At 70.7% G+C, this 22,357-nt stretch carries 33 protein-coding genes; all 33 read left to right on the top strand.

Annotation, left to right across the window (positions count from 1 at the left end):
* The first annotated feature begins 30 nt into the window (after positions 1-30).
* The 33 genes from NBY69_RS30720 (at position 31) to NBY69_RS30880 (ending at position 22,283) form a co-directional block, all read left to right on the top strand.
* Positions 31-318: a hypothetical protein gene (locus tag NBY69_RS30720; protein WP_250305165.1), complete on the top strand. Its 288-nt coding sequence runs from the start codon at positions 31-33 to the stop codon at positions 316-318.
* Positions 315-1,319, top strand: a complete 1,005-nt coding sequence (locus NBY69_RS30725; protein ID WP_250305166.1) for a hypothetical protein — start codon at positions 315-317, stop codon at positions 1,317-1,319. The genes NBY69_RS30720 and NBY69_RS30725 overlap by 4 nt, the downstream gene beginning before the upstream one ends.
* Positions 1,320-1,438: 119 nt before the next feature.
* Complete coding sequence (locus NBY69_RS30730) at positions 1,439-2,758, top strand: Eco57I restriction-modification methylase domain-containing protein (RefSeq protein WP_250305167.1); 1,320 nt, start codon at positions 1,439-1,441, stop codon at positions 2,756-2,758.
* 68 nt (positions 2,759-2,826) lie between these two features.
* Positions 2,827-2,979: a hypothetical protein gene (locus NBY69_RS30735; protein ID WP_250305168.1), complete on the top strand. Its 153-nt coding sequence runs from the start codon at positions 2,827-2,829 to the stop codon at positions 2,977-2,979.
* A gap of 80 nt (positions 2,980-3,059) precedes the next feature.
* A complete protein-coding gene (locus NBY69_RS30740) occupies positions 3,060-3,317 on the top strand; it encodes a DUF3263 domain-containing protein (RefSeq protein WP_374211360.1) in 258 nt (85 codons plus the stop codon).
* A 218-nt stretch (positions 3,318-3,535) separates the two neighbouring features.
* The gene (locus tag NBY69_RS30745; protein ID WP_250305170.1) at positions 3,536-3,949 is read left to right on the top strand and encodes a hypothetical protein; all 414 of its coding nucleotides are present in this window, start codon (positions 3,536-3,538) and stop codon (positions 3,947-3,949) included.
* 165 nt (positions 3,950-4,114) lie between these two features.
* The gene (locus tag NBY69_RS30750) at positions 4,115-4,387 is read left to right on the top strand and encodes a hypothetical protein (protein ID WP_030230621.1); all 273 of its coding nucleotides are present in this window, start codon (positions 4,115-4,117) and stop codon (positions 4,385-4,387) included.
* An 86-nt stretch (positions 4,388-4,473) separates the two neighbouring features.
* Positions 4,474-5,055, top strand: coding sequence for a hypothetical protein (locus NBY69_RS30755; protein ID WP_250305171.1), 582 nt, complete (start codon positions 4,474-4,476; stop codon positions 5,053-5,055).
* On the top strand, positions 5,055-5,429 hold the full coding sequence (locus NBY69_RS30760; RefSeq protein ID WP_250305172.1) for a hypothetical protein: 375 nt from the start codon (positions 5,055-5,057) through the stop codon (positions 5,427-5,429). Before NBY69_RS30755 ends, NBY69_RS30760 begins: the two co-directional genes overlap by 1 nt.
* Before the next feature lie 136 nt (positions 5,430-5,565).
* Entirely contained in the window at positions 5,566-5,961 is a 396-nt protein-coding gene (locus tag NBY69_RS30765; protein WP_250305173.1) for a hypothetical protein, read from the top strand.
* A 62-nt stretch (positions 5,962-6,023) separates the two neighbouring features.
* The gene (locus NBY69_RS30770; protein WP_250305174.1) at positions 6,024-6,467 is read left to right on the top strand and encodes a hypothetical protein; all 444 of its coding nucleotides are present in this window, start codon (positions 6,024-6,026) and stop codon (positions 6,465-6,467) included.
* Between the two features lie 341 nt (positions 6,468-6,808).
* Positions 6,809-7,039, top strand: a complete 231-nt coding sequence (locus NBY69_RS30775; protein ID WP_250305175.1) for a hypothetical protein — start codon at positions 6,809-6,811, stop codon at positions 7,037-7,039.
* A gap of 132 nt (positions 7,040-7,171) precedes the next feature.
* A complete protein-coding gene (locus tag NBY69_RS30780; protein ID WP_250305176.1) occupies positions 7,172-7,876 on the top strand; it encodes a hypothetical protein in 705 nt (234 codons plus the stop codon).
* Positions 7,877-7,982: 106 nt separating this feature from the next.
* Positions 7,983-8,876, top strand: coding sequence for a hypothetical protein (locus NBY69_RS30785; protein WP_250305177.1), 894 nt, complete (start codon positions 7,983-7,985; stop codon positions 8,874-8,876).
* Between the two features lie 71 nt (positions 8,877-8,947).
* Positions 8,948-9,931: a DUF4007 family protein gene (locus NBY69_RS30790; RefSeq protein ID WP_284349756.1), complete on the top strand. Its 984-nt coding sequence runs from the start codon at positions 8,948-8,950 to the stop codon at positions 9,929-9,931.
* Complete coding sequence (locus tag NBY69_RS30795; RefSeq protein ID WP_250305179.1) at positions 9,921-10,307, top strand: hypothetical protein; 387 nt, start codon at positions 9,921-9,923, stop codon at positions 10,305-10,307. The genes NBY69_RS30790 and NBY69_RS30795 overlap by 11 nt, the downstream gene beginning before the upstream one ends.
* Positions 10,304-11,107, top strand: a complete 804-nt coding sequence (locus tag NBY69_RS30800; protein ID WP_250305180.1) for a hypothetical protein — start codon at positions 10,304-10,306, stop codon at positions 11,105-11,107. The genes NBY69_RS30795 and NBY69_RS30800 overlap by 4 nt, the downstream gene beginning before the upstream one ends.
* Positions 11,095-12,012 (top strand): hypothetical protein, encoded by a 918-nt coding sequence (locus NBY69_RS30805; RefSeq protein WP_250305181.1) that lies wholly within the window; start codon positions 11,095-11,097, stop codon positions 12,010-12,012. Before NBY69_RS30800 ends, NBY69_RS30805 begins: the two co-directional genes overlap by 13 nt.
* A gap of 80 nt (positions 12,013-12,092) precedes the next feature.
* On the top strand, positions 12,093-12,512 hold the full coding sequence (locus NBY69_RS30810) for a hypothetical protein (protein WP_250305182.1): 420 nt from the start codon (positions 12,093-12,095) through the stop codon (positions 12,510-12,512).
* Between the two features lie 79 nt (positions 12,513-12,591).
* Positions 12,592-13,104, top strand: a complete 513-nt coding sequence (locus NBY69_RS30815) for a hypothetical protein (protein WP_250305183.1) — start codon at positions 12,592-12,594, stop codon at positions 13,102-13,104.
* 67 nt (positions 13,105-13,171) lie between these two features.
* The gene (locus NBY69_RS30820) at positions 13,172-13,531 is read left to right on the top strand and encodes a hypothetical protein (protein ID WP_250305184.1); all 360 of its coding nucleotides are present in this window, start codon (positions 13,172-13,174) and stop codon (positions 13,529-13,531) included.
* Between the two features lie 125 nt (positions 13,532-13,656).
* Entirely contained in the window at positions 13,657-14,196 is a 540-nt protein-coding gene (locus NBY69_RS30825) for a hypothetical protein (protein ID WP_250305185.1), read from the top strand.
* A 175-nt stretch (positions 14,197-14,371) separates the two neighbouring features.
* Complete coding sequence (locus tag NBY69_RS30830) at positions 14,372-14,659, top strand: hypothetical protein (protein ID WP_250305186.1); 288 nt, start codon at positions 14,372-14,374, stop codon at positions 14,657-14,659.
* Positions 14,656-15,006, top strand: a complete 351-nt coding sequence (locus NBY69_RS30835; protein ID WP_250305187.1) for a hypothetical protein — start codon at positions 14,656-14,658, stop codon at positions 15,004-15,006. Before NBY69_RS30830 ends, NBY69_RS30835 begins: the two co-directional genes overlap by 4 nt.
* Positions 15,007-15,350: 344 nt before the next feature.
* Positions 15,351-17,420: an NAD-dependent DNA ligase LigA gene (gene ligA, locus NBY69_RS30840; protein ID WP_250305188.1), complete on the top strand. Its 2,070-nt coding sequence runs from the start codon at positions 15,351-15,353 to the stop codon at positions 17,418-17,420.
* Between the two features lie 82 nt (positions 17,421-17,502).
* Positions 17,503-17,880, top strand: a complete 378-nt coding sequence (locus tag NBY69_RS30845; RefSeq protein WP_250305189.1) for a hypothetical protein — start codon at positions 17,503-17,505, stop codon at positions 17,878-17,880.
* Between the two features lie 174 nt (positions 17,881-18,054).
* Complete coding sequence (locus NBY69_RS30850; protein ID WP_250305190.1) at positions 18,055-19,191, top strand: hypothetical protein; 1,137 nt, start codon at positions 18,055-18,057, stop codon at positions 19,189-19,191.
* A gap of 74 nt (positions 19,192-19,265) precedes the next feature.
* Complete coding sequence (locus NBY69_RS30855; RefSeq protein ID WP_250305191.1) at positions 19,266-19,751, top strand: hypothetical protein; 486 nt, start codon at positions 19,266-19,268, stop codon at positions 19,749-19,751.
* Positions 19,748-20,008 (top strand): hypothetical protein, encoded by a 261-nt coding sequence (locus NBY69_RS30860; RefSeq protein ID WP_250305192.1) that lies wholly within the window; start codon positions 19,748-19,750, stop codon positions 20,006-20,008. The genes NBY69_RS30855 and NBY69_RS30860 overlap by 4 nt, the downstream gene beginning before the upstream one ends.
* Positions 20,005-20,514, top strand: a complete 510-nt coding sequence (locus NBY69_RS30865; protein WP_250305193.1) for a hypothetical protein — start codon at positions 20,005-20,007, stop codon at positions 20,512-20,514. The genes NBY69_RS30860 and NBY69_RS30865 overlap by 4 nt, the downstream gene beginning before the upstream one ends.
* Positions 20,515-20,574: 60 nt before the next feature.
* Complete coding sequence (locus NBY69_RS30870) at positions 20,575-20,823, top strand: hypothetical protein (protein WP_250305194.1); 249 nt, start codon at positions 20,575-20,577, stop codon at positions 20,821-20,823.
* Complete coding sequence (locus NBY69_RS30875; protein ID WP_250305195.1) at positions 20,820-21,227, top strand: hypothetical protein; 408 nt, start codon at positions 20,820-20,822, stop codon at positions 21,225-21,227. Before NBY69_RS30870 ends, NBY69_RS30875 begins: the two co-directional genes overlap by 4 nt.
* Before the next feature lie 75 nt (positions 21,228-21,302).
* Complete coding sequence (locus tag NBY69_RS30880) at positions 21,303-22,283, top strand: hypothetical protein (RefSeq protein WP_250305196.1); 981 nt, start codon at positions 21,303-21,305, stop codon at positions 22,281-22,283.
* Positions 22,284-22,357: the final 74 nt, after the last annotated feature.

Genomic DNA, 22,357 nt, shown 5'->3' on the forward strand with positions numbered 1-22,357 from the left:
CCCACCAGCCACCTCCAGGAGGCACTGATCATGTTCAGCCCTTGCCCGAAGTGCGGTGAAACCATTCCCTCCATCGCCACCACGGCATGGATCAACCTCGTCGACGCCGACAACCCCAGCGCAACGCGCATGGAGATCACCGACATCCAGACCGACGAGGTCCAGCTTCACTGCGCGAACTGCAGCCACGCGCTCCCGCTGCGCGAGCAGCCCGCTGCGGACCTGGTCATCTCCCTGTTCATCAGCCTGTTCGAGGCCCACGGCCTCGACCCCGACCGGATCGGCACGCTGGTCCTCTCCGAGGAGGTGATCCCTTGAACATCGAGCACAGCGCCGAAACCGCCGAGCAGATGCGCGCCGACCTCGCCGACTTCTTCGGCAAACCTGTCCGCGGCCTGCCCGTGGCCCTGGACTTCATCCAGGCCATGCACCTGAGCCGGACCAGCAAGGACATCGGGGACAACCGGCGGGCCGTCGAGCTCCACCGGGACTGGGTCCTCGAGATGGCCAAGAACCTCGAACAGGCGCAGGTGTGGGTCGCCTCGCCGTCCCTCACCTCGGCCATCACCGACCACGAGCTGGTCACCAGCCCCGACGGCTACCTCCTGGAGAACACCGACGAGGCCCCCGCGCCGGTCGGCGTCGTGCACTTCCCCGTGCCGATCACTGCCGCCTCCGAACTCCCCATTTACGGCCTGGCTTGGGAATCCGAAGGAAGCGGGGACCAGCTCCAGCTGTCCGTGACCGCGCTCACCAGCACACCCGACCTGTACGAGGCCCTTCCTCCGCCCCTCCTCCCCTCCCACTGGGCCCGCAGCCCCTACGCCCCGAACGCCATGGTCCTGGCCGTCCCTCAGATCAGCACAAAGATCCAGGGTTACGGACACCACCCCCACTGGGGCGCGGCACCGGCGTCCATCCTGGTCGGCCTCCTCCTCGCGTTCTGGTCGCTGCGGCCCGCGTTCGAGCACGACGAACAGACCGTGGCGCGGAAGACCGGCAAGGGCCGCAAGCTCCGCGTGAAGTTCCGGCCGGTCCGAGTGATCCGCGAGGTCGCGACTCGCTTCACCGGCGAGCACGTACCGGCCGAGCACGATCGCAGGTGGGCTGACGAGACGCTGCGCTGGAGCGTCGACGCCCGGTGGAGCTGGCGCTGCTCGAACCCCCGCGACCACAAGGCCATCGTCGAAGCCGGGGGGACCTGTCCCAAGATCAAGGTCCGGGTCAAGGCACACGTCAACGGCCCCAAGGGCCGAGGTCTCGACACCCGTCGTACCGCCCGGATCAGCACGATCAGCACCAGAGCAGCCGGAGCCTGAGAAGCCCCCACCCCTGGGTCTGCTGTACGAGCGGCTCGCTCTCAACGTCGACTTGAACAGTTCGGAGGCGGTCTCCGCGGCACCTGGCGCGGAGACCGCCTCCGAGCGAAAGGAACCCCGTGTCTTCTTCCGCAGCACTCTCCCCTCGGGCCTGCGAGCGCCTGATCGCCGATCTCACCGGCGAGGTCGGCGCCAAGGCCGCAGTCTCCTGGGCCCACGCGGCCGCCCTGGTCAAGCACGCCACCGCGCACGGCCTCGTCGCCGCGCTGCGCCAGGGCAGTGCCGGCCCCGATCACACCAGGCGCGTCCTGGGCGCGCTGGCCAGCTCGCACCCGGCGCTCGAACCGCTCGCCGACCCGCAGGTCGTCCCCCTCTGGGAGAACCCGATCAGCCCGGCCGGCTGGGAGCTGATCGCCCGGCTGTGGAGCGCCGCACCGATCGGCGACGACGGTCACCGCATCGACGGATACCGCTTGGGAGACGCCTACCAGGCGTTGTCGGCCGACGCCCGGAAGTCGAGGGCGCTGTGCCAGACCCCTCCCTGGGTAGCGGAGCTGCTGCTCGATCTCTCCCTCGAGCTGGCGCTCGACGACGTCGGCGCGGACCACGTCCGGATGATCGACCCGGCCTGCGGGACCGGGCACATCCTGGTATCCGCCCTCCACCGTGTCCGGGCCTACCGGCCGCGGGGGCGGGCCCCGTACGCCGGGGCGACGGTCGAGCGCTCCCTGGAGCGTGCCCTGCAGGCCGTGCACGGTGTCGACCTCGACCCCTACGCGGCCGCTCTGACGCGGTACCGGCTCCTCGCGACGACCGCCGGCATCCTGGGCGGCCCCATCGCGGCCGTGCCCGCCAGCTGGCCCGTGCAGGTCGCCGCGGCCGACGCGCTGCTCGACACCGACGAGCCGTTGCTTCAGCCGGGCCGCTACCACGCGGTGGTGGGCAACCCGCCCTACATCACGGTCCGCGACCCCCAGGTGCGCGAGCAGATCCGGCGCGCCTACCCGCAGGTGTGCAGCGGCAAGTACAGCCTCGCGCTGCCCTTCACCGCGCTGATGACCAAGCTGGCCCAGCCGGCCGGAACGATCGCGCAGCTCACGGCCAACTCGTTCATGAAGCGTGAGTTCGGCAAGAAGTACATCGAGGAGTACCTCTCCCGCCTGGATCTGACCTGGGTGATCGACACATCGGGGGCGTATATCCCCGGCCACGGGACGCCCACACTGATCATGGTCCACAGGGCGAGGCCGCCGCAGGGGGACACCGTGATCGCCATCCGCGGCAACCGAGGCGAGCCCGGGGTGCCGGAGGACCCGTCCCAAGGCCTGGTGTGGAGAGCGATCGAGGAGGCGGTCCACCAGCGACTGGCACTCGACCGCCTGCGCCGGGGGTTCGAGACGCACCGCAAGGGAGGTGAACCCATCCCGGACATTGCTTAACACTATGACTTAGATTATGGTCTTAGTTGTGCGCCACAGTGGCCCACCTTCCCCATGGAGTGATCCCCTTGAGCAAGAGCACCGCGAACATCGCGCTGGACGCCTTCCGCTATCTCGCATGGATGGCCGCCGCGGGGTTGTTCATCTACAGCCAGTTCGAACTGATGTGGCTGGCCGTCGTGGTGGCCATCGGCCTCGGCGAGTGGCAGAGCACCCATTGAGCACGCCGCCCGACGTCATCCAGCCTCCCGCGCCGCCGCCGAACAGTGCAGGCGGCGACAGGACGGGCAGGGCAGAGGGGATCTCCGTAGCCCGACTGGCCCTCAGCGAGCGCGACTCCGCCCTCCTGGACTTCGAGCACGGGCACTGGCCCAGGTCGACTCCCGCCGCCCCGGGACCAAAGGAAGCGGCGATCCGGCAGGAACTCGGCATCTCGCCGACGCGCTACTACCAGCTGCTCAACGGCCTGCTGGACAGCGAAGCGGCCCTCGCCCGCCACCCCGTGATGATCAATCGTCTGCGAGCCGTACGAGAAAGTCGGCGGATCGCGCGGCAGTAGTCCAGTCATGCCGGTCGCGGCCGGCGCCCCACGGGCGGCTCGGACGGGGAGACCTCCGGCCGCAGCCGCCCTTCGTCGACCCGCGGACATCCCGACGTTGTATTGCTTAAGTCTATGATTTTCGTTATGGTTATGGCATCACGGGGCGCCACTCCGGAAGTCGGCTGGCGATCCGAATCCGAACCAAACGACAGCACACCTGAGGAAGGCCGACGACCGTGAGCACCGACGCCGTGAGCGCCCTCGACGCTGCCCGTACTGCCCTCGTCCCCGTCGCGCAGCAGCTCACGGACGCCGTGGCCGCTGTTCTGGCCGCCCTCTACCCCGAGGCGACCTACGTCACCGTCCACGTCCACCAGGGCCAGGCGTGCATCGGCGAGGTCTACGCGGCCGATGGCCGCCGACACGGGGGGCCCTACCGCTCCGGCCGTGCGCTCTACCCGACGCACCGCATCGGCGGTTGGCCGCTCGCCCGGCTGCCCAAGCGCGCCGCCCGGCCCCACGTCGGCCCACACGCCGACGACGCCAAGCGCACCCTCGACATGCTGCTCACCGACGCCTGGCGCTGCGGGGCCCGCTTCACCCGCGGCTACATCGGCCGCCACTACGCCACGTACGTCAAGCTCCGCTGACCCGACCCCGGCCATACCGGCCAGCTTCGCGCCGATGAGCCGCAGTGGTGCCCGGCGACCGTGCCGAGGAGCGCTGCCTCCGCCGCGACCACCGCACAGCACCAACCAGGGCCAAGCCCGCCCATCACCCATCCCCACCAGTACCTTTCAAAGGAGCGCAGCCACATGAGCCTGACCATTCCGCCGGCGGTCGTCGGTCGCGGAGCGATACGGATCAATCTGGACCGCGGCATCCACCCGGCCACCCTCAAGCCGCTGTTGGAGCCCGGCACCATCACCCCGGCCTCCCGCTGCGGGACGTGCACCTTCTTGGTGGAACGGGTCGCCGGCGACGGCAAGGCGCGGATGAAGTGCGCCATCAAGGCCCAGCGTCGGCGAGGGCCGGACATCAAGCCGGACTTCCCGGCGTGCGTCGAGTTCCGCACCGCCGCCGCATAGCGGCAATCGCCATCCGACCGGCGGGGCGCGGCCATGAGGTCGTGCCCCCGGAGCCCGATCCTGCCCCAACGTCAAGAGGTGTCTTCATGGCGAGCGTCGACCGAACCCTGGGCGAGCTCATCCGCGCGTTCCCCTGTTCATACCCCACCCGGACTCAGGCCCTCCATCAGGTCTTGGTGGTGCTCGGCGCCGGGTATGAGTGGCAGGGTGGTGAGGTCGTCCAGCGGTTCGACTCGGATGAGCTCGGCTGCCTGGCCGTGCACAACCAGTTCAAGCTGTCGGAGGAGCAGATTCGCCACCTCCGTGAGCGCGGGGCGCAAGTCGCGCAGGAGCGCGTCGACGGAACCTGCCCGGCCGAGCTCCTCCGCCCGCTGGCCGCCGAGCTGGCCCGGACCCCGGCGCCGCTGGGCAGGGACCCCTATCCGGCAAGCACGCTCGCCCCGCTGTTCAACATCCCGCAGGACGCCGCCGCGGACTGGGTCGACGCGGCTCGGGAGATCGCCTCGGTGGTCGTCCCGCTCTGGGCGGACCCGTCCGACTACGAGCTGGCGACCAGGTCCTCGTTCACTCCCGGCCAACGCGCGTACGTCGACGGCGAGCGGGATCGGGCGCTGCGTCTCCTCGAACTCCGCCTCGGGCCCCAGACTCTGTTGGACGGGGGGCACTGATGGCGACCGAGCCCACCCTCTCCCGCGGTGAACCGTGCATCGGCTGCGGGGTGCAGGTCGGCGAGGAGCACTCGGCCGGCTGCCGGGAGACCCACTGCCCGCAGACCGGCCTCCCGCAGGCCATCTGCCCTGGCCGGCACGGCCACAGCGGCGGCGGCGTGTGGACCGGACTCGTACCAGGCGAGGAAGCCGCGGTGAGCTTCGGCTGGTTCGCCGCGCTCCGCCCCGGCGAGGGCTGGGTGCCAGTTGCGCCCCGACCCGACGCCGTGGACTACGGGCCCGAATACATGCCGGACCTCAACAGGGTCTTCTCGCAGGCCCGTTGGCGCCCCTCAGCCCAGAAGTGGGTGCGCCTGCGGCCTCCGGGGAGCTGAGGGAGGTGCACCACACACAAGAAGTTGCTTAACTCTACGAGTGCAGCTAGAGTGGAGGCATCGCGGCAGCCGCTCGCCGGACAGGCCGCCAGCAACCGTCGAACCCACCCCGACATCGTCCACACGGGAGACCACGATGACCTCCACCGCCAGCAAGCGATCCGCCCAGATCCACGACCGCCTCTCCGGCCGAGCCCAGCGCGCACTGGAGGACCAGAAGAAGAAGCTGGCCGAGCACTGGGACCAGTTCAAGGACATGGACCCGAAGATCATCAACGCATCCGGTCTGTTCAAGGGCCTGGAGCTGCGCCAGCGGCTCATCGAGATGTGGTCCAGCGTCGTCGGCCAGTGCGCGCTCAGGAACGCCTCGCTGGTCTTCCAGGACGCGATCGCCAACGCGGAGAGGACCGTCGACATCGGGGTGACGGGTGGCATGGGAACCCACGTGTCCAACGCCCGGCAGGAGATGTGCGTCGAGGCGTGCCAGTACTTCCGCGAGGAGGCGGAGGGCATCTACAAGGCGCTGGCCTGACCCCGCCCGCGACACCCCGCCGCTCAGCTCAGACCAACCAGACCACGAACACGGAGGACGCCATGGGCGCCATCGAGAACCACACAGCCCTGATCTACGGGTACCGCCTGGGAGGTCCGGCCGATGGCTGGGCCGGACTGGCGAGCGACCTGACCTGGTACAGCGCCGACGGTGAATCCTGGCTGATGCCGCAGGCGTCGTGGGCGACGGACGCCATGCGCGAGGAGAATCACAGCGACCACTTCGCCGCAGCGGCCGAGGAACGCCTGGCGGCCTTCGGCCTGGGCGAACTGCTGCTGCGGACGTACTCGATCGGCCCGGACGACGAAGGCCACATCCTCGCCGCCGTCGTCCGTGAGCCCGACGGGAAGCCGCTCACCCTAGATGCTGCGGCCATAAGCGCCGCTCCCCAGCACGACGCGGCCCTGGCGCGGGCGCTGTCCGCGCTGGAGGTGCATCCCCACGCCGCCAAGCCGGAATGGATCATGGCGAGCTACTACGCATAGCCCGACCTCGCCCCAGGTGCGGGGTCCACCACTTGGGCCCCGCCCTCCGCCCGGACGGAACCCGCCGGCCAGCAGCCCGCAGGTCCCGCCCACGACAACACGTTGAAGGGAATCATGGACGACACGAAGGCCGGTGGAGCGCCGCGGACTCAGGCCCGCCAAATCATCATCGGCAACAGCGCCCCACCACGCCGCCACCCGTTGCACTCCCAGCATCCGCCGTCGACGGCAGTACAGCCGTTCTTGAGCCCCGGGGCCCCTCGGGCCGAGGAACCGGGGACCCCCGACCGACCTCCGGGGGCCGGCAAACCGCAGGGGGGCACGCCCGGGAGGGGCGCCTGATGGGCAAGTCCGCACTACGGCGCACCAAGGTGACCGCGACCCGCAAGCGCGCCTGCCTCGACAAACGACGGTACTCGTCGGTGGACTTGGCACAGGAGACCGTCGAGCGGCTGGCACGCGAGTCCCCATGGAGGCATCCCAAGGTCGCCTACGAGTGCCAGTACAGCGGGCGAGCGCCGCACTGGCACATCGGCCGCCCCTTCGACATCCCGGGAAGCCGAAGGCGTTAAGCATCTTAGAGATATTGCTTAACGCTATGAGAGTAGGTATTGTTTGAGCATCGCCTGGCATCAGTAGAGCTCGCCCTGAAGGGCCCGCTCCTGGTTCGGCGCTCTCTGCTCCTCCGCGAACGGACAACCCCAATGACTTCACGACACATCCTGGTTTGCCTGCCCCCGCACACCGCCGAAGCCGCCCACACCCTCGCCACCCGAGTGCTGTGCGCTGTCGAGGACGCCGACGAGGACGACTCCACCAGCTACCAGATCTCCGAAGGCCGATACACCAGCCACTTCCCGCTGGTCGCCGGAGCGCCCGCCGACGATCCTCGCCTCGTACGGTCCGCGTCAGAAGAGCCCGGCCGGTGCGCGGGCGGCGTCCTCGGCCTCCTCGACCTCGCAGCTCTGCGGGACCAGCGCGCGGCGAAGGCGGCCGACCTCTACGACGCCTGGGCTCACGCCACCGAAGGGATGCCCCCTGCCCGGCCGTGGGCGGCGTTCGCGGAGCGCTGGGGCAACGACTTCCCCCGGGCGCTCCTCGCCTTCCGCGACCAGCCCCGGCTCAAGGCCCTGGCAGAGATCAAGGGCAGGACGGGCCCGCGGCAGCGGGACGAGGAGGCGGCGCTGATCCGCCTGGACCGGGCCGGGTTCATCGACCGGGCCCGCCGCCGGGCGGTCCCCGGCCACATCCTCCTCGAACTCGACGGCACCTGGACCGCCGACCCAGCCGGGCTGAACTCGGACGACGCCGCCGAGACGGGCAGCACCGCGTACTACGAACACGCGAACGCCTACATCGACGCCCTGCCCGCCGACTTCCTGGTCGTCGGTGTCGACTGCCGCCGCTGACGTTCGACCTCGCCGGAGACGGCCCCTCGCCGCCGGGCGGACAGCCCGGCGGCACCGCTCCCCCGAACTCCCCCTCCAGCAGCGCCCGTTACAAGGAGAGACACCCGTGTCCTGGGACCTCATCCCCGGCCAGCACATCGACCGCGCCGACATCCACGCCCGCTTCGGCGGCCGCATCCACTCCCGCATCAGCCCGTCGAAGCAGAGCCCGAACGTCCACCTGTTCGTCACACCGGACGCCGAGGCCAGCTGCTTCGACGGTTGGACCGGCGCTCATATGCACTTCGGCGGGGAGGGCGGTCTCGACGGCACGGACCAGACGCTCTCCCAGGGGAACCGCTCCGTCGTCGAACACGAGCAGGACGGCCGGGCGCTGCGCGTGTTCCTCCAGCTTCACGGACGACCGGCCCAGTACCTGGGCCAGTACCGACTGGACCCCGAGGTGCCGGTCGTCTATACCGATGGCCCCTTCGACGCGCGGCGGCCCCAGGAGGTCAGACGGGCCATCGTCTTCCGGCTGCTGCCGCTGAACGGCGCCCCGACGGGCCTGAGCACCGTCGACCCCATCGCGGAACTGAACGCCGTCCGGCCGATCGGCCCCGGCGCCGTCATGAGGACCGCCGATCCCAGCCCGGCCAAGGAGGCTGCAGGCAGGCTGCTGCGGAACTACGAGAGCTACGCCCGGTGGGCGCACCAGGCCGACCTGTCCAGCTTCCGAGTCAAGGTGGCCGGAGCCTTCGCCGAACTCCACGTCGACCTGTACGACCTCACCCGCAACGAGCTCGTGGTGGCCCGCGCGACAGCCGCCCGCTCCGTCGTGCGGGAAGCCATCGGGGAACTGCACGACCTGGCCCGCTACTTCGACGCGGAGCCGCGCCGGGCTCTGCTGCTCCCCTCGCCTCCCGACAAGGACCTGACGGAGCTCCTACACCGCCAGCAGGTGAGCGCCGTCTGGCCCTCCGGCCCCAGGGAGTTCGCCCGCTCCGAGGTCCCGGCCTGAATTCCGACCGCCCGGGTGCCCTGTCGCCGAGCGGCAGGGCACCCGTCCACGACAAGGAGAACACCGTCCCGATGACGGATCACCCGCCGCTGGCCGGCTGCGTTCCGGCGTTCGGCCGCCACCGGACCTACCCTCCGAGGCAGGGGTGGCTCTTGAAGGTCCACACCGCCGTCCAGGACGACCCGCTTGTCTTCCGCCACCCCGACGCACCCGTCGTCCTCGGCGTCGGCTCCAGCATGGTGGCGAGCATGCGGTTCTGGGCCGGCGCCTTCGGTCTCGTCGAGGAGGATGCCGCAGGAAGCGGAGCGGTGACGCCGACCGCTCGCGGCCACTGGCTGCTCGACGAAGCCGGCGCCGACCCGTACCTGGAGGACCCGGCCAGTCTGTGGCTGCTCCACTGGTGGCTGCTCAGCGGCACGCCCTGCTCCGTGCCGACCTGGTACTACCTGTTCGCGCGCGCCGGACTCTCCACGTTCACCCGGGCCGAGCTGCGCACCCACGTCCGCGGAGCAGCGGAGCGGACCGGCTGGAAGGCTCCGGCCAACGACACCGTCGGCCGCGACATCGCCTGCATCGCGACGATGTACGCCCCGCAGGTCGCTTCCCCCGACCAGCCGCGCGCCGGCGTCGAGGACGTCCTCACCAACCCGTTCCGCGACCTCAACCTGCTCTCCACCGCCGCCCCGGGGGAACATCACCGCAGCGACCGCAGTCACGTGCTCAGCTTGAACCGCGGGGCCGGCCGGCTCGCTCCCGCCGCCGTTCTGGCGTACGCCTGCCTCGACCACGCTGCTCGCCGCTGCGCGTCGGCTCCCGGCAGCATCGCCGTCTCACGGCTGGCCAACGAGCCCGGCAGCCCCGGCCGGGTGCTGCTCATCGACACCCGCTCGCTGCACAGCGCCCTCGAACGGGCCGCGCGCCGGTACCCGGCCCTGTCGGTCGTCGAGTCCGCGGCGGGAGAGGCCCTGCTCGCCTACTCGGCGCCCCCTGCGGAGCTGGCCGACGAGGTCCTGGCCGCCACTTACCGCCGCGCGGAGGGACCCGGTGACTGCTGAACCCTCCCGGCTGGGTGCCTTCGCCGGTGGGTACCAGCCGTTCCCGGCCCCGGTCTACCGGTTCGAGTACCAGCAGCTGCTCTCCGCCGGCGCCTTGGTCGACCGGGCCGGGCGGCCGGTGAGCGGCGCCCCCTGCCCGACCTGCGACTGGCTGGTGGACGCCTTCACATGCCCCGGCGCTTTGCCCTGTCCGCGCTGTTCCGTCAAGGCCGAGCAGCGGTGCATCCGGCCGAGCGGTCACGCAGCGGACCGGTTCCACACCGGCCGCGTCCGCGCCGCCGAGGCCCGGGACCGGGCCCGCGAGGAAGCCGGAGACCCGACCCTGCTCGCGCCCTGGCCCGAGCATCCGACACCCAACGAACGGCTCCTGCCATGACCGCCCCCGCCATCACGCCGACACCCGTCAGGTTCCACCTGGGCGTTCACCAGCCCGCATGGATGGAACACCTCGACTTCCCCCTGTTCGTCTCCAACCGGCGGCTGATGAACCGCAAGTCCCTGCCCCGGGCCGCCGGTCCCTGGGCTCTGGACAGCGGGGCATTCAGCGAGGTCGACCTCTACGGCCGGTGGAAGACCACCGCCCAGCAGTACGCCACCGCCGTCAACCGCTACCACGACGAGATCGGCAACCTTGAGTGGTGCAGTCCCATGGACTGGGTCTGTGAGCCCTGGATGCTGCCCAAGACCGGCCTCACCATCGAGGAGCACCTGAGGCGCACCGTCGACTCCGTCGTCGAACTGCGCTCCCTGGGCATCAAGACCCGCGTCATCCCGGTCCTGCAGGGCTGGCTGCGCCCCCACTACCTCCGCTGCGCCGAGATGTACGCCGACGCCGGCATCGACCTCCTGGCCGAGCCGCTGGTGGGCGTCGGCAGCATGTGCCGGCGCCAGAACCACTGGCGTGCCTCCCTCCTCCTGGACGAGCTCGCCCGCCTCGGCGGGCGCGGGGCGCCGCTCGTGCCGCTGCACGCCTTCGGCTTCAAGATCCAGGGCCTGACGCTGTGCCGCTCGCTGGCGTCGGCCGACTCGATGGCCTGGAGCTCGGCCGGCCGCAGGGAACGCGGGTGCAGCCCGACCCACAAGACGGAGAGCAACTGCAAGTCTTACGCGCTCTGGTGGAGGAACCACCTGATGGAGCGGCTGGAGGACGCGGGGGTGCCGTCATGCCCGGCGTGACGCCCACCCCGGCCGAGATGCACGGCATCCTCGCCGGCCGGCCGCAGGGCTGGACCCAGCGCTGGCGGTACGGCCTGCCCAGCTGGCGGCACGTGAGCGATGGCGGCTTCCGGCGCGAGCGGTACAGCGTCACCGAGATTCCCGAGGCGCTCGCCCGTTCGTTCATCGAGCGGCACCACTACCTGGCCGGCTGGCCCTCAGCTCTCCACCGCTACGGCCTGTGGGACCACGAGCCGCCGCAGGGCGAGGGAGGCCCCGGCCCCGGGGGTGCCGCCCTGGCCGGCGTACTCGTCCTGGGCTGCCCCATGAACGAACGTGTCCTGACCAGGGCGTTTCCTCGCTTGGCCCCCTATTACGAGAGCGCGGAGATTTCGCGCCTGGCGCTCACCGACGACGTCGCGGCGAACGGCGAGAGCTTCTTCATCGCGGCGGCCCTCAGACGTGCCGCCGAGCGCGGCATCCGGGGAGTGGTGAGCTTCTCTGACCCGGTGCCCAGGTCACGGCGCACGCCGAGCGGCGAGATGATCATCTCCAACGGGCATCTCGGCATCGTGTACCAGAGCTGCAACTTCCGGTTCACCGGGCGCGGGACTAAGCGAACGCTCACGCTGCTGCCGGACGGCACCGTTCTGACGGCTCGGTCCCGGGCCAAGCTGACCAGCCGCGTGCCCGAGCCCGGGGCCGCAGGGGTGGAGAGCCGGCTGGCCGCTCTCGGAGCGCCGCCCCGCACGGCCGGCGAATCCCCGGCCCAGTGGCTGCCGAGGGCCCTGGAGCACCTCGGAGCCCGCTCGATCCGTCACCCCGGCAATTTCCGGTACGTCCTACCTGTGGGCCGTACGCGGGCCGAGCGGTCGCGCACCGTCATCGCGCTGGAGGCGGCGCCTTACCCGAAGAGCATTGCTTAACTCCATGAGTATGAGTACAGTTGAGGTCACGGCGGGCGAGGTGCTCCGCCGATCCGGCCCCTTTCGCTTCCAGGAGTGTCATGTCCTACATAGCCGCCACCGCGTCCGCTCTCGCCCCGGGATACCCCGTGAGCTTCCAGGTGTACGGCGACCACCCCGTCCAGGACTACATCGCCGAGGGGACGGTCACCGCGATCAAGCGGATCGCCTTCATGGCGACCGAGGTGACCTTGGACAACGGCCGCACCTATCAACTGCCCGTCACCCGCCGGGTGCGCGTGTATGCCGCCTTCCTCAAGGCCGGGTACGCGAGGGAGGTGGCGAACTCCGGCCCTTCCGCCGACTGGCTCGCCGACGCGGCGCAGATCTGGACGGAGAGTCTGACCGACCAGCTCAAGGCGCAGCTCAAGTCCAACACCGAGGCCTTCTTCGCGTCCTACTGGCCCGGGCGGGCCAGGCTCATTGCCGCGCTGCGGGCCGCTCAGCACCGGACTGCTTGAACACCGGCGCTCACCAGACCCAGAACAGCCGCTGCACGCCTTCCGAGGTAGCAAACCCCACTTGATCAGGAGCCCAACGATGCCCACGCCCCTGCCCGTCACCGAGCGTGCCGCTCAGGACGCCGTACTCCGCGCCGCCGAAGACGACCTGAAGCGCGCCTTCGGCGCGTTGGTCACCACGTCCAAAGCCCTTCAGCCGGACCTCGGCGCCACGGCCTCCCGGGACCTTCCGCCGGACCTCGTCGCCGCGTTGCGCGCCGCCTTCCCCGTCACCCGGGGCCCTGCCCACGACGTGTACCCCCAGGTACCGGCCGAGCTGCGCACGGACCTCCGGGACGCTCTGATCGAGTTCTTCGCGGACCGCCCGGAGCACCCCGTGCCGAGCGCGGTCACGTTCATCGTGACCAACGACTACGACGACGGGCCGGCCTGGAACACATACGGCGCGACGCTCCACTACGGCCCCCACGTCACGGTCGAGGCCCCCGACTTCGACCGGACGTTCGTGGCGGACACCCTGATCGAAATCGCCGACGACGAGAAGCCCTACGGGACGCCGAGCCCCGTCCTCTTCGTCCCGCTGCGCGCCTGACCCCCGCCCAGGAGCGTGTGTGCGTGAGCACCGCGCGGCCCAGCCGCCACCACATGAGGAGATGACGATGAGTTCGGCACGCAGTCCCCAGGCCCCGGGCGCCTCCGAAAGTCAGCAGACCGTGCGTGCGCGGGTGAAGGCCCGCCTCCGCAATCCGTACTTCCCCTACAGCTCCCAGGAGGAGCGGGATGCCGTGCACGCGATCGGGAGGAAGGCCGCAGAGAAGGCAGCCGAGGTACGCGAGAAGCTCGGTCGCGATCCGATCGTCCACTACATCAAGGAGGCGGATCGCCTTCTGGGCCGCACAACATGCTGCCATGTCGGCCTCAAGGACCTGAACGAACACGACTTCGGTTCGCACCAGCGATGGCGCTGCACGTGTCCGGAGGTCAGCGCGCGGAAGAAGGCGGCCGACCGGCGACCGTAGCCAGCCCCTCGCCGCCGGCGGCCGACGGCGAGGGGCTGGCGAGGCGAGCCGCCCTAGGGGACGCCGAGCCGCGCCCTTCTCGTGCCGTTGCCCACCCGAACCCCATCCGGAAGAAGAAAACGATCATGGATGACCCCAGCGCGAACGCCGAGGGCCGCTACCGCGTCAACCGGCCCTCGGGGGCCTCCGGGCCCAGGTCGGGCGCCGCCGTGGAGGCGGGCATTCTGCTCACCAGGGCAATGCTGACCAAGGAGCGCATGAGCCCTCTGCTCCCCCTGCTGACCCGAGACGAGCTTTACGAACTCGGCAGCTGGCTGCGGGACGCGGCGGGCAGCCGGGTGGAGCAGGAGCTGCTCCAGGTGTTGCGCGCCATGTGCGCCCGCTGCCCTGGCCAGGCCGGCGGCACGGCGGCCAGCGTCGAGTTCGTAACCAGCTCGGACGACCCCGAGGGCGTGTGCTGGGACGAGGAGACGCTCTGGCTCCAGGCAGTAGACGGCCAGGAATGGCAGTACGAGGCCCCGGAACAGCCCGACGACTCGGCCACCGAGCTGGACGACAGGTTCCGGAACCTCCTCATGCTCTACGCCCGCCTTGACCGGCCGAAGCACAACTCGAACCTGACCGTGAACCTCTCCACCGGCACCTTCGAGGTCACGCCCCCGTAGCAGGCGCAGAGGCGGCCTTCCCACCTGTGCGACGCAGAGGGCCGCGAGCCCGTCACCTTCGAGCGCCCGGCGCACCAGCACCCGGCTGGTGCGCCGGGCGCCGGCAGAGCACTCAATCCCATACCGCCGCGCCGGCCGAGCCGCGCAGGGCGCCCTCACACGATCGGAACTCAGCATGACCGCACAAGTGGTGGTCTTCATCGCCTCCAAGAACTCGAACACCACCCACCGGCGGGTGCTCTGGCGGACGAGTGAAGCCGACGCACGCAAGATCTGCTCCGATGAGCGCACCTCGGGCCGGAACCACATGCTCTGCTGGACCGCGCACTCCATCGACGATCCGGAGGTCAACCGCTACGTGCGCGACAACGGCGCGTACGCGCAGGTGCTGGCCGAGCACGACGTCACGATCCTCCGCTCGTTCGGAGCGCGCCGGAGGCCGGATCGGCGGCTGGCAGCATGACGAGGCCCAGGACCACCGCTACCGGCACGCCGGTCCGGTACCGAGCGGACTACAGCGACGCCGAGCGCAGTTGGCCAATGGAACCGCTCTTCGGTGACCTGGCCACCGCGCAGCGCCGGTGCGAGGAGGAACTGCGTGCGGCCCGCGACGACGGACCCGCGTTGGAGTTCCGCTGGGAGGCGGACCGGGGATTCCCGCCGGAGAGCTGGCGGATGGAGGTGTGTACGCCCCGGCTCGGCCAGTTCGTGTCCACCGGCTACTGGGTGGCGATCGCCGGATCGTCCATGGACAGCACCGCGCCGGCCAGCCACTGTGGGCCGCGCCCTGCGCCCGAGGACGCCGGATGAGCCGACGGCGACCTTCCGGAGGTCCGTCGGCGGCTGCAGCGCGTACTTCGGCCCACCCCGTCGCCGGCTCAGGGATGCCGCTGCGCACACGGACCCGGAAGACCTGCGGCAGTTCGCCTCCGCAGCTCGACCGCCCGCTTCGTGTGCACGCCGGACAGGGATGTGGAGTCAACACATGACGAAAGTTGCTTAACACTATGAATTGACGTATGGTTTGAGTGTCGCCGTTCGATGCGGCCGAACCCCGTGCCTGGCATCCACCTCGCGTCCCGCGACGGCAGCCGGGCAGCACCGCCCCGACGACGGAACGGTCGTCAGCCACCACCGGCAAGAAGGACACGAACGTGCCGAACACCTTGGCTCCCATCACCGACGAGGACGCCTACCTCCGCGCCCTGAACCAGGCCCGGAGCGCTGCGGCCGCGTACCACGGCGGCGGTGACTCGCAGATGGACGACGCGGCCTACGACCGCCTCATCGACGCCATCACCGCCTACGAGCAGAAGCATCCGGACCAGCGCGCGGCCGACTCGCCCACCACCCTGGTCGCCGCCGGGGCACTGCCCGAAGGATCGGTCGTACACGCAACCCCCATGCTCTCGCTCGACAACGTCTTCGACGCCGAGGAGCTGGCCCGCTGGGCACAGTCCCTGGGCAAGCGCCTGGGCGGCGTGCCGCGCGGGTTCCACGCGGGTCCGAAGATCGACGGGCTGGCGGTCGCGGCGCACTACCGCGAGGGCAGGCTCGTCCAGCTCGTCACCCGGGGTACCGGCACCACCGGGGAGGACGTCTCGCACGCCATCGGCACCATCGACGGCCTGCCGGTCGAGCTGGACACGCCGGTCTCGGTCGAGGTCCGGGGCGAGGTGGTCCTGCTCCAGTCCCGATTCGAGGAGGCGAACCGAATCCGCGTCGCCCACGGAGAGGACCCCTTCTCCAACCCCCGCAACGCAGCCTCGGGCTCGCTCCGCGCGACCGGCCGGGGCTACACCATCCCCCTCAGCTTCTACGGATACGGGCTTCTGTCCGCGGCCAACGGCGAGACGGGCCGGCTGATCCGCGAGGAGATGACCCACACCGAGCTGATGAAGGCCCTGGGCAGCCTCGGGGTCCAGACCGTGGACGACACCCCGGTCGGCACGCTGACCTCTCCGCTCATCAAGGACATCCAGGCGTACGTCGGGCGGGTCGCCACGCAGCGAGCAGACCTGCCGGTCGGGATCGACGGCATCGTCATCAAGGCCGACCACCCGCAGGACCAGGCCGTCGCAGGCTCCGGCTCGCGCGCGCCCCGATGGGCGATCGCGTACAAGTTGCCTTCGCTGGAGGTGATTTCGACGCTCGCCGCCGTCACGTGGACGACCGGGCGCACGGGCAACATCGCTCCGCGTGGCGAGGTCCTGCCTGTCGAGATCGAGGGCGTGACGGTGCAGTTCGCGACCCTCCACAATCCCGGCATGATCGCCCGGTTGGGGCTGCGCATCGGTGACCGCGTCGTAGTCCGCAGGGCCGGCGACGTGATCCCGCAGATCCTCGCTCCCGTGACATCGGCGCGCACCGGCCAGGAGAAGCCGATCGAGCTGCCCACCGTGTGCCCGGGCTGTGGGGGCGAGATCGACATGAGTCAGGAGCGTTGGAGGTGCCTGAAGGGCCGCGCGTGCAACCTCCCGGCGTCCATCACCTACGCCGTGCAGCGCGACGTCCTCGACATCCAGGGCATCGGACCGAAGATCGTCGCGCAGCTGGTCGCGCAGGAGGCGGTGCAGGATGTAGCTGACCTGTTCACCCTCACCCTCGGGCAGCTCACCGAAGCGACCGGCAGCGAGAAGACCGCCACCAAGATCCTGGACCGCCTCGCCGCAGCGAAGCAGCAGTCCCTCGCCCGAGTGCTCTGCGCCCTGGGGGTCCGAGGAACCGGGCGCAGCATGTCCCGCCGGATCGCCGACTTCTTCTTCTCCATGTCCGCCATCCAGGCGGCGTCGGCCGCCGAGCTGCGCCAGGTCGAGGGGATCGGTGCGGAGAAGTCGGCCTGGGTGATCGCCGAACTGGCGGAACTGGAGCCCGTGATCGCGAAGCTCGCGGCGGCGGGCGTCAACCTCGTCGAGCCTCAGAAGAGCGCCCCGGCGGCCGACACCTCCGGCTCCGGCCAGGGCGCAGGTGCGGCGCTGCCGCTGGCCGAGATGACGGTCGTGGCGACAGGGACGATGACCGGCCGCCTCGAACGGCTCTCGCGCAACGACATTCACGAGCTGATCGAGAAGGCGGGAGGCCGGTCCGGCTCCAGCGTCTCGAAGAACACCAGCCTCGTCGTCGCCGGAGACAAGGCCGGTTCGAAGAGGACGAAGGCAGAGCAGTTGGGAGTGCGAGTCATCGGTCCGGACGAGTTCGCGCAGATGGTCAGCGCTTACCTGTGACCGTTGGGTTGGGGCCGGGCCTCGCCCTGCCCCAACCCGCCGCCCGTGGCATCGGCCGGCCCATTTCCGCAACGGAGGACACGTGAAGAAGAGCTCGATCGGCACCGCCAGGCATCTGCACCCACCGGGCACCCCCGGTGACCTGTGCCGCTGGCACAACCGCGCGGCGCTCGCCACGACGGTGGCCACCATCGCCCGCCGCCAGGGCCTGGATGCCGGCGCCGACGACGAGGAGTTCGCGGTGTGTGCGGCGGAAGCCAAGGCGGCGCCCTTGAAGGCGCCCTTGTCGGTGGACACCCTGGCCGCCATCCGTTCCGCCCTCGGCCCGGCGCTGAGTATCGGCAGTGCGCCGGCGGCTGTTGCGGAGGCGGTGTTCGGGGCGCTGCCGGACCGGCCGATCCGTGTAGTCGCGGGGGACGGGCAGGAGTTCTTCCTGGTGCCTATCCCCGTCACCCCGTAATTGCTTAACTCCATGAGTTAGGTTATGGTTATGGCATCTCCGGTGCGAACGGGTCACGCACCCGGCGCAGCCCATCGGCTGCCGCACACCGGTTCTTCCCCGGGTGGACCGCCTTTCAGCGGTCCACCCGGGATACCCCGGCCCGTAGGGCCCGTAGCCACAGGGATGGCCAGGATGAACCGCCGACACTCCCGCGCGCTCAGGAGCCGCGACATCAGCGAGGTCTTCGTCGAAGAGCTGGCCGCCCGTGAGAGCGCGCTACGCGGCAACCACCTGTGGCTCGCCCCCAAGCTCGACCAGCTCTCCACCGGGCGGCCGGTCACCCTCGGGCACACCGCGCCGCCCGGCCTGACGCTCACCAAGCAGGCCGACCTGATCGACCTCGCCAGCCACGTGGGGATCTACCGCATGTGGGCGCGGCGAGGCAGGGTCACCTACGACCTCAACCAGTACCTGGCCGCCGAGTTGTACCGCTCGACCTCCGAAACGCTGCCCGGCAACATCTTCAGCCAGATCCCGCACATCAATCCGCTCGTCGTCCTGCCCGAGCCCTGGCCGGTCCGATACAAGGAGTCGGACGGCCTGGTCCGTGGCTTCTACCTCTTCGGCTTCAACCAGACCCCTGAGCAGCAGACCTACACCGACGAGGAGATCGAAGGGCTCGGCCTGCTCTTCGTGATCGACCTCCTGGACAAGGAGACGTGGGAGGTTCGCGGCCAGACGCACATACGGATGAACATCCCTACCGGGATGGAGAAGTTCACCGTGACCCAGGCCGTGGACTTCGCCGCAGCGAGGGCGGAGGCCCACTGGAGCCGGGCCCGGGACAAGGCCGCCGCGTACACCCTGTTCGAGGAGCTGCTGCGCCCGGCCCTGAGCGTCCTGATCTACCTCTGCTGCGACAACCGGGACTTGGCCGAACCGCCCGTCGTCAAGCCGTCGAAGAAGAAGCGCCGCGCAGTCCCCAAGAACCGCGACCCGTTCTTCGTCGAGATCGGCTGGCGCGTCGGGCCCGCCTTGCACGCGGCCCGCCGGGCGGCGGGCCGCGTGCTGGACGGCGACGGCACCCCCTCCGGCGTCCAGCAGGCGCCCCACCAGAGGTGCGGCCACTTCCGCCGGTTCCGGATCGGCAAGGCGCGCCAGGGCCAGACCACCCGCTGGGTGATGCCCTACTGGGTCCGCCTGGACCTGCTCCCCGAGGACACCGACCCGATCACCACCGTGGTCCCCGTGGACGAGCAGCGCCACGACCCGCTCCGTACGCGGGGGCTGAAGAAGCGCCAGCGCCCGGACACCGCTCTCGCGGCCTGAACCGCCGCCGGGGCGGTGCTGGAGACCGCCACCGCCCCGGCCCCACCACCCGCTCACACGACAGGAGAATCGCCATGTCCGACCGCTCATCGCTCCAGCTGTACGTCTACGCCGTCCACGAGGACGAGCAGGACGCCGTGCTCAGGACCATCGCCGACGAACAGCTGGGCCTCGACTGGGGAGACACCGAAGAGCCGGACCCCGCCTCGCTGGTGCTCGGCTCGTGCTACGGCGCCCACGAGATGCCGCTCGGCAGTTCGGACCGTCTCGCGGCAACCCTCCAGGAGCAGGCTCCCACCGCTGTCTTCAAGCTCTGGCAGGACCCCCACTGGTCCGGCGCGGACGGCCACCTCGTCGCCCACGTGCCCGCAGTCGGCACCTACGAGTCCGGTTGCACGGCGGAAGGGGTACCCCATGCCGGCGTCGCGGGCCTCATCAAGCAGCTGTCCGCCGTTCCCGCAGGGACCTCGGCCCAGGACTGGCTGGCCAGCGCCGGAGACCAGGTCCTCGGCGTCAGCGTGTTCGCCGCGCTGGAGCCGTACGAGAAGAGCAACCGATGAGCCCCGAGCCCTCCACCGGACGGGCGGCCACCGCCCTAGCCGGCACCCCGGCCGAGCACCCGCCGCCCCCGGCGATCGCCTGGGACGACTACCCGCTGCTCGGCTCCGGCGACCCCGCCAAGCACGACCTTGAACTGACCCACACCGGATGCGGGCAGCACCTGTGCGACGCGGAGTCCGGTGACGTGCTGCCCACGCTGATCGGAATGGTCACCGACCACCACGCGGTGTGCGCCGGACGGCGGGCCGAGCGATGAGCAGCGCAGCCCCGGCCCTTCTCCAGCCCTGGCAGGCTTCCGAGTTCGAGTCGTTTCTGCGCACCTGCCTCGACGAGAACACGCGGAGCCAGGGGCAGGTCGCCACCTTTGCCGAGACCGGCTGTACCCACAGCCGGTACGGACTGCGGCTGACCCTCCCCACCGGCGCCGAGGTCTACCTCCAGATCGTGGCCGCCCGCCCTCCGGACGGGCGCGCCGAACCGCAGGGAGAGCCACCGCCGCGGCTGCGCGCCGCCGCGCTACCGGCCGTAGGCAAGACGCCGCTCACCGCCGTCGAGCGGTACCTGATCGGTGTGCTGACCGCGCGGCAGGACCCCTTCATCCGCCGGGTCAAGCCGCTCAGCGCGGCGAACGGCGCGATCCCCTACGGCCTGCACGTCACCTTCCACTGCGGCGCGGCCGTCTGCTGCTACGTCGCCTACCTCGTCCCCGCCGGGTACAGCCGGCCTCTCGGCGGCCCGTACCCCGCACTGCGCCAGATCTGAACCGGCCAGCGACAACGGCCGGACGGCCAACCCCTTCAACCCCTTCAAGGAACACCCCACATGAACACCATCGACCGCGAGACCGTGCGCGAGCGGGCTCGGCAGCACAGCGCCCGGGTGGCCGACTTCCGCCTGGCCCTCCTCGGCGGCGACCAGGCCACGATCGAACGTGCCCGCGCCGAGGGACAGACCGCCGCGCGCACCCTGTTCGACGCACAGCTTGAGGCCGGGCTCATCACCGCCGAGCACCACCGCCGTCGCACCGCCGCGCTGAGCAGCGAGTACCCCGGAACGGAGGCGCAGGCGTGATCCTCAAGCCGATCTCTCTGGCGTTCGCCGCTGCCCAGACGTTCGCCGAACACGTAGACCGTCTCCCGGACACCGACGACAACGGTGAGGCCATCGAAGCATGGGCGAACCGAGCGGCCGAGCTGTCCCGGGCGGCCGCCGATGCGGCAGCGGAGTACGCCGACGAGTCGTACCGACTGGGCCTGATCGCCGCCGACGTCCTGATCGGCCGCCTGATCGAGGCGGAAGCCTTCCATTCCAGGAACCAACGGATCGTCCGCGAGGGGTTGGCCGCCGTCGCCCGCGCCCGCAAGGATGTGGGACAGCCCGCCGGGACCGGGCACGACGAAGCCGAGGCAGCACCCGGAGCGCTGGGTACACGTCACCAGCCCGTGCTTCCCGGCGTGCCCGCCACCCGGCGCTGAGATTCGACCGTCGGCTGTTTTGGCATGATCCCCGTTCAGGAGCGCGATCGCGCTCCATGACCGAGGGGAAGAATCATGCGCAGCACACGGGGATGGGCCGCCGTAGTCGTGATGGCCATCGCGACGCTGTCGGCGGGGTGCGCCGGCTCCACGTCAGGGCCTGCTCCCGGCCCGGCGTCCGCTCCGGCCACCGCCGGTGCCACGCCGGCCGGGCTGCCGTCCGGGATCACCGAGCTGGGACCCGCTGTCCCCGTCGCGGCGCAGGGCTGGACCCTGGCGGTGGCTCCGTTCCAGGAGGCCGGCACCTCGTCCGGCGAGGTGCCGGCCGGCTGGGCCGTCCTTCGCACCACGGCGACGTTCACCAATACCAGCGACCGGATCACCCTGCTGCCGGACACCGCGCTCACCGTGCGCTACGGCCCGCTGGGGCGCCAGGCCGTCCCGGTCAAGGACCAGACCCTCTCCGGGCTCCCCGCGCACGACGCTGCGACGAAGGTCGCGCCGGGCGCTTCCTACACCGCCGAGATAGGCGTGGCCGTTCCCCCGCAGGGCCTGGGCCAGCGGGTCACCGTCACCGCCGAGGCCACCCAGGAGGGGATGGCGGAGGCGGACGACCTCTTCTTCGAGGGCACCCTGCCCGGGAGCGCCACCCCGGCGTCCGGCTCTCCCGAGCCCACCGGCACGACGCCGGCGTCGCCTGGCCCTGTCCTCCCCTTCGGTACGTGGTCGCCGGCGGGTCTGCGGATCTCCCCGATCACGCTCGGGCCGGACAAGGACGGCAAGCGGACGGCGACGGCCGACCTCACCGTCACCAACGACGGTCCCCGCCCGCGGCCGGGCCTGGGCATCACCCTGCGGGTGATGACCGGCGCCGGCCTGACCGACGCCGCGACCGTCACCCCGAGCCTGGACTACCCCGACGCCCCGATCGCGCCCTCGCGCTCGGCCACCGCCACCGTGCGGTTCACCCTCCCCTCCTCCGCCGTCCCCGGCCCGGTCACGGTCGAGGCCCTCGACCACGGCGACCGGATCACCTTCAGCGGCACGCTCGGCTGACGGCGAGGTGCGCCGCCGGCCGGGGCGCGCCGAACTTCTCGACACCGGTGGGGCGGGAGTGGTCACACGGATAC

Source organism: Streptomyces sp. A 4/2 (genome assembly GCF_940670765.1).
Classification (GTDB): Bacteria; Actinomycetota; Actinomycetes; order Streptomycetales; family Streptomycetaceae; genus Streptomyces.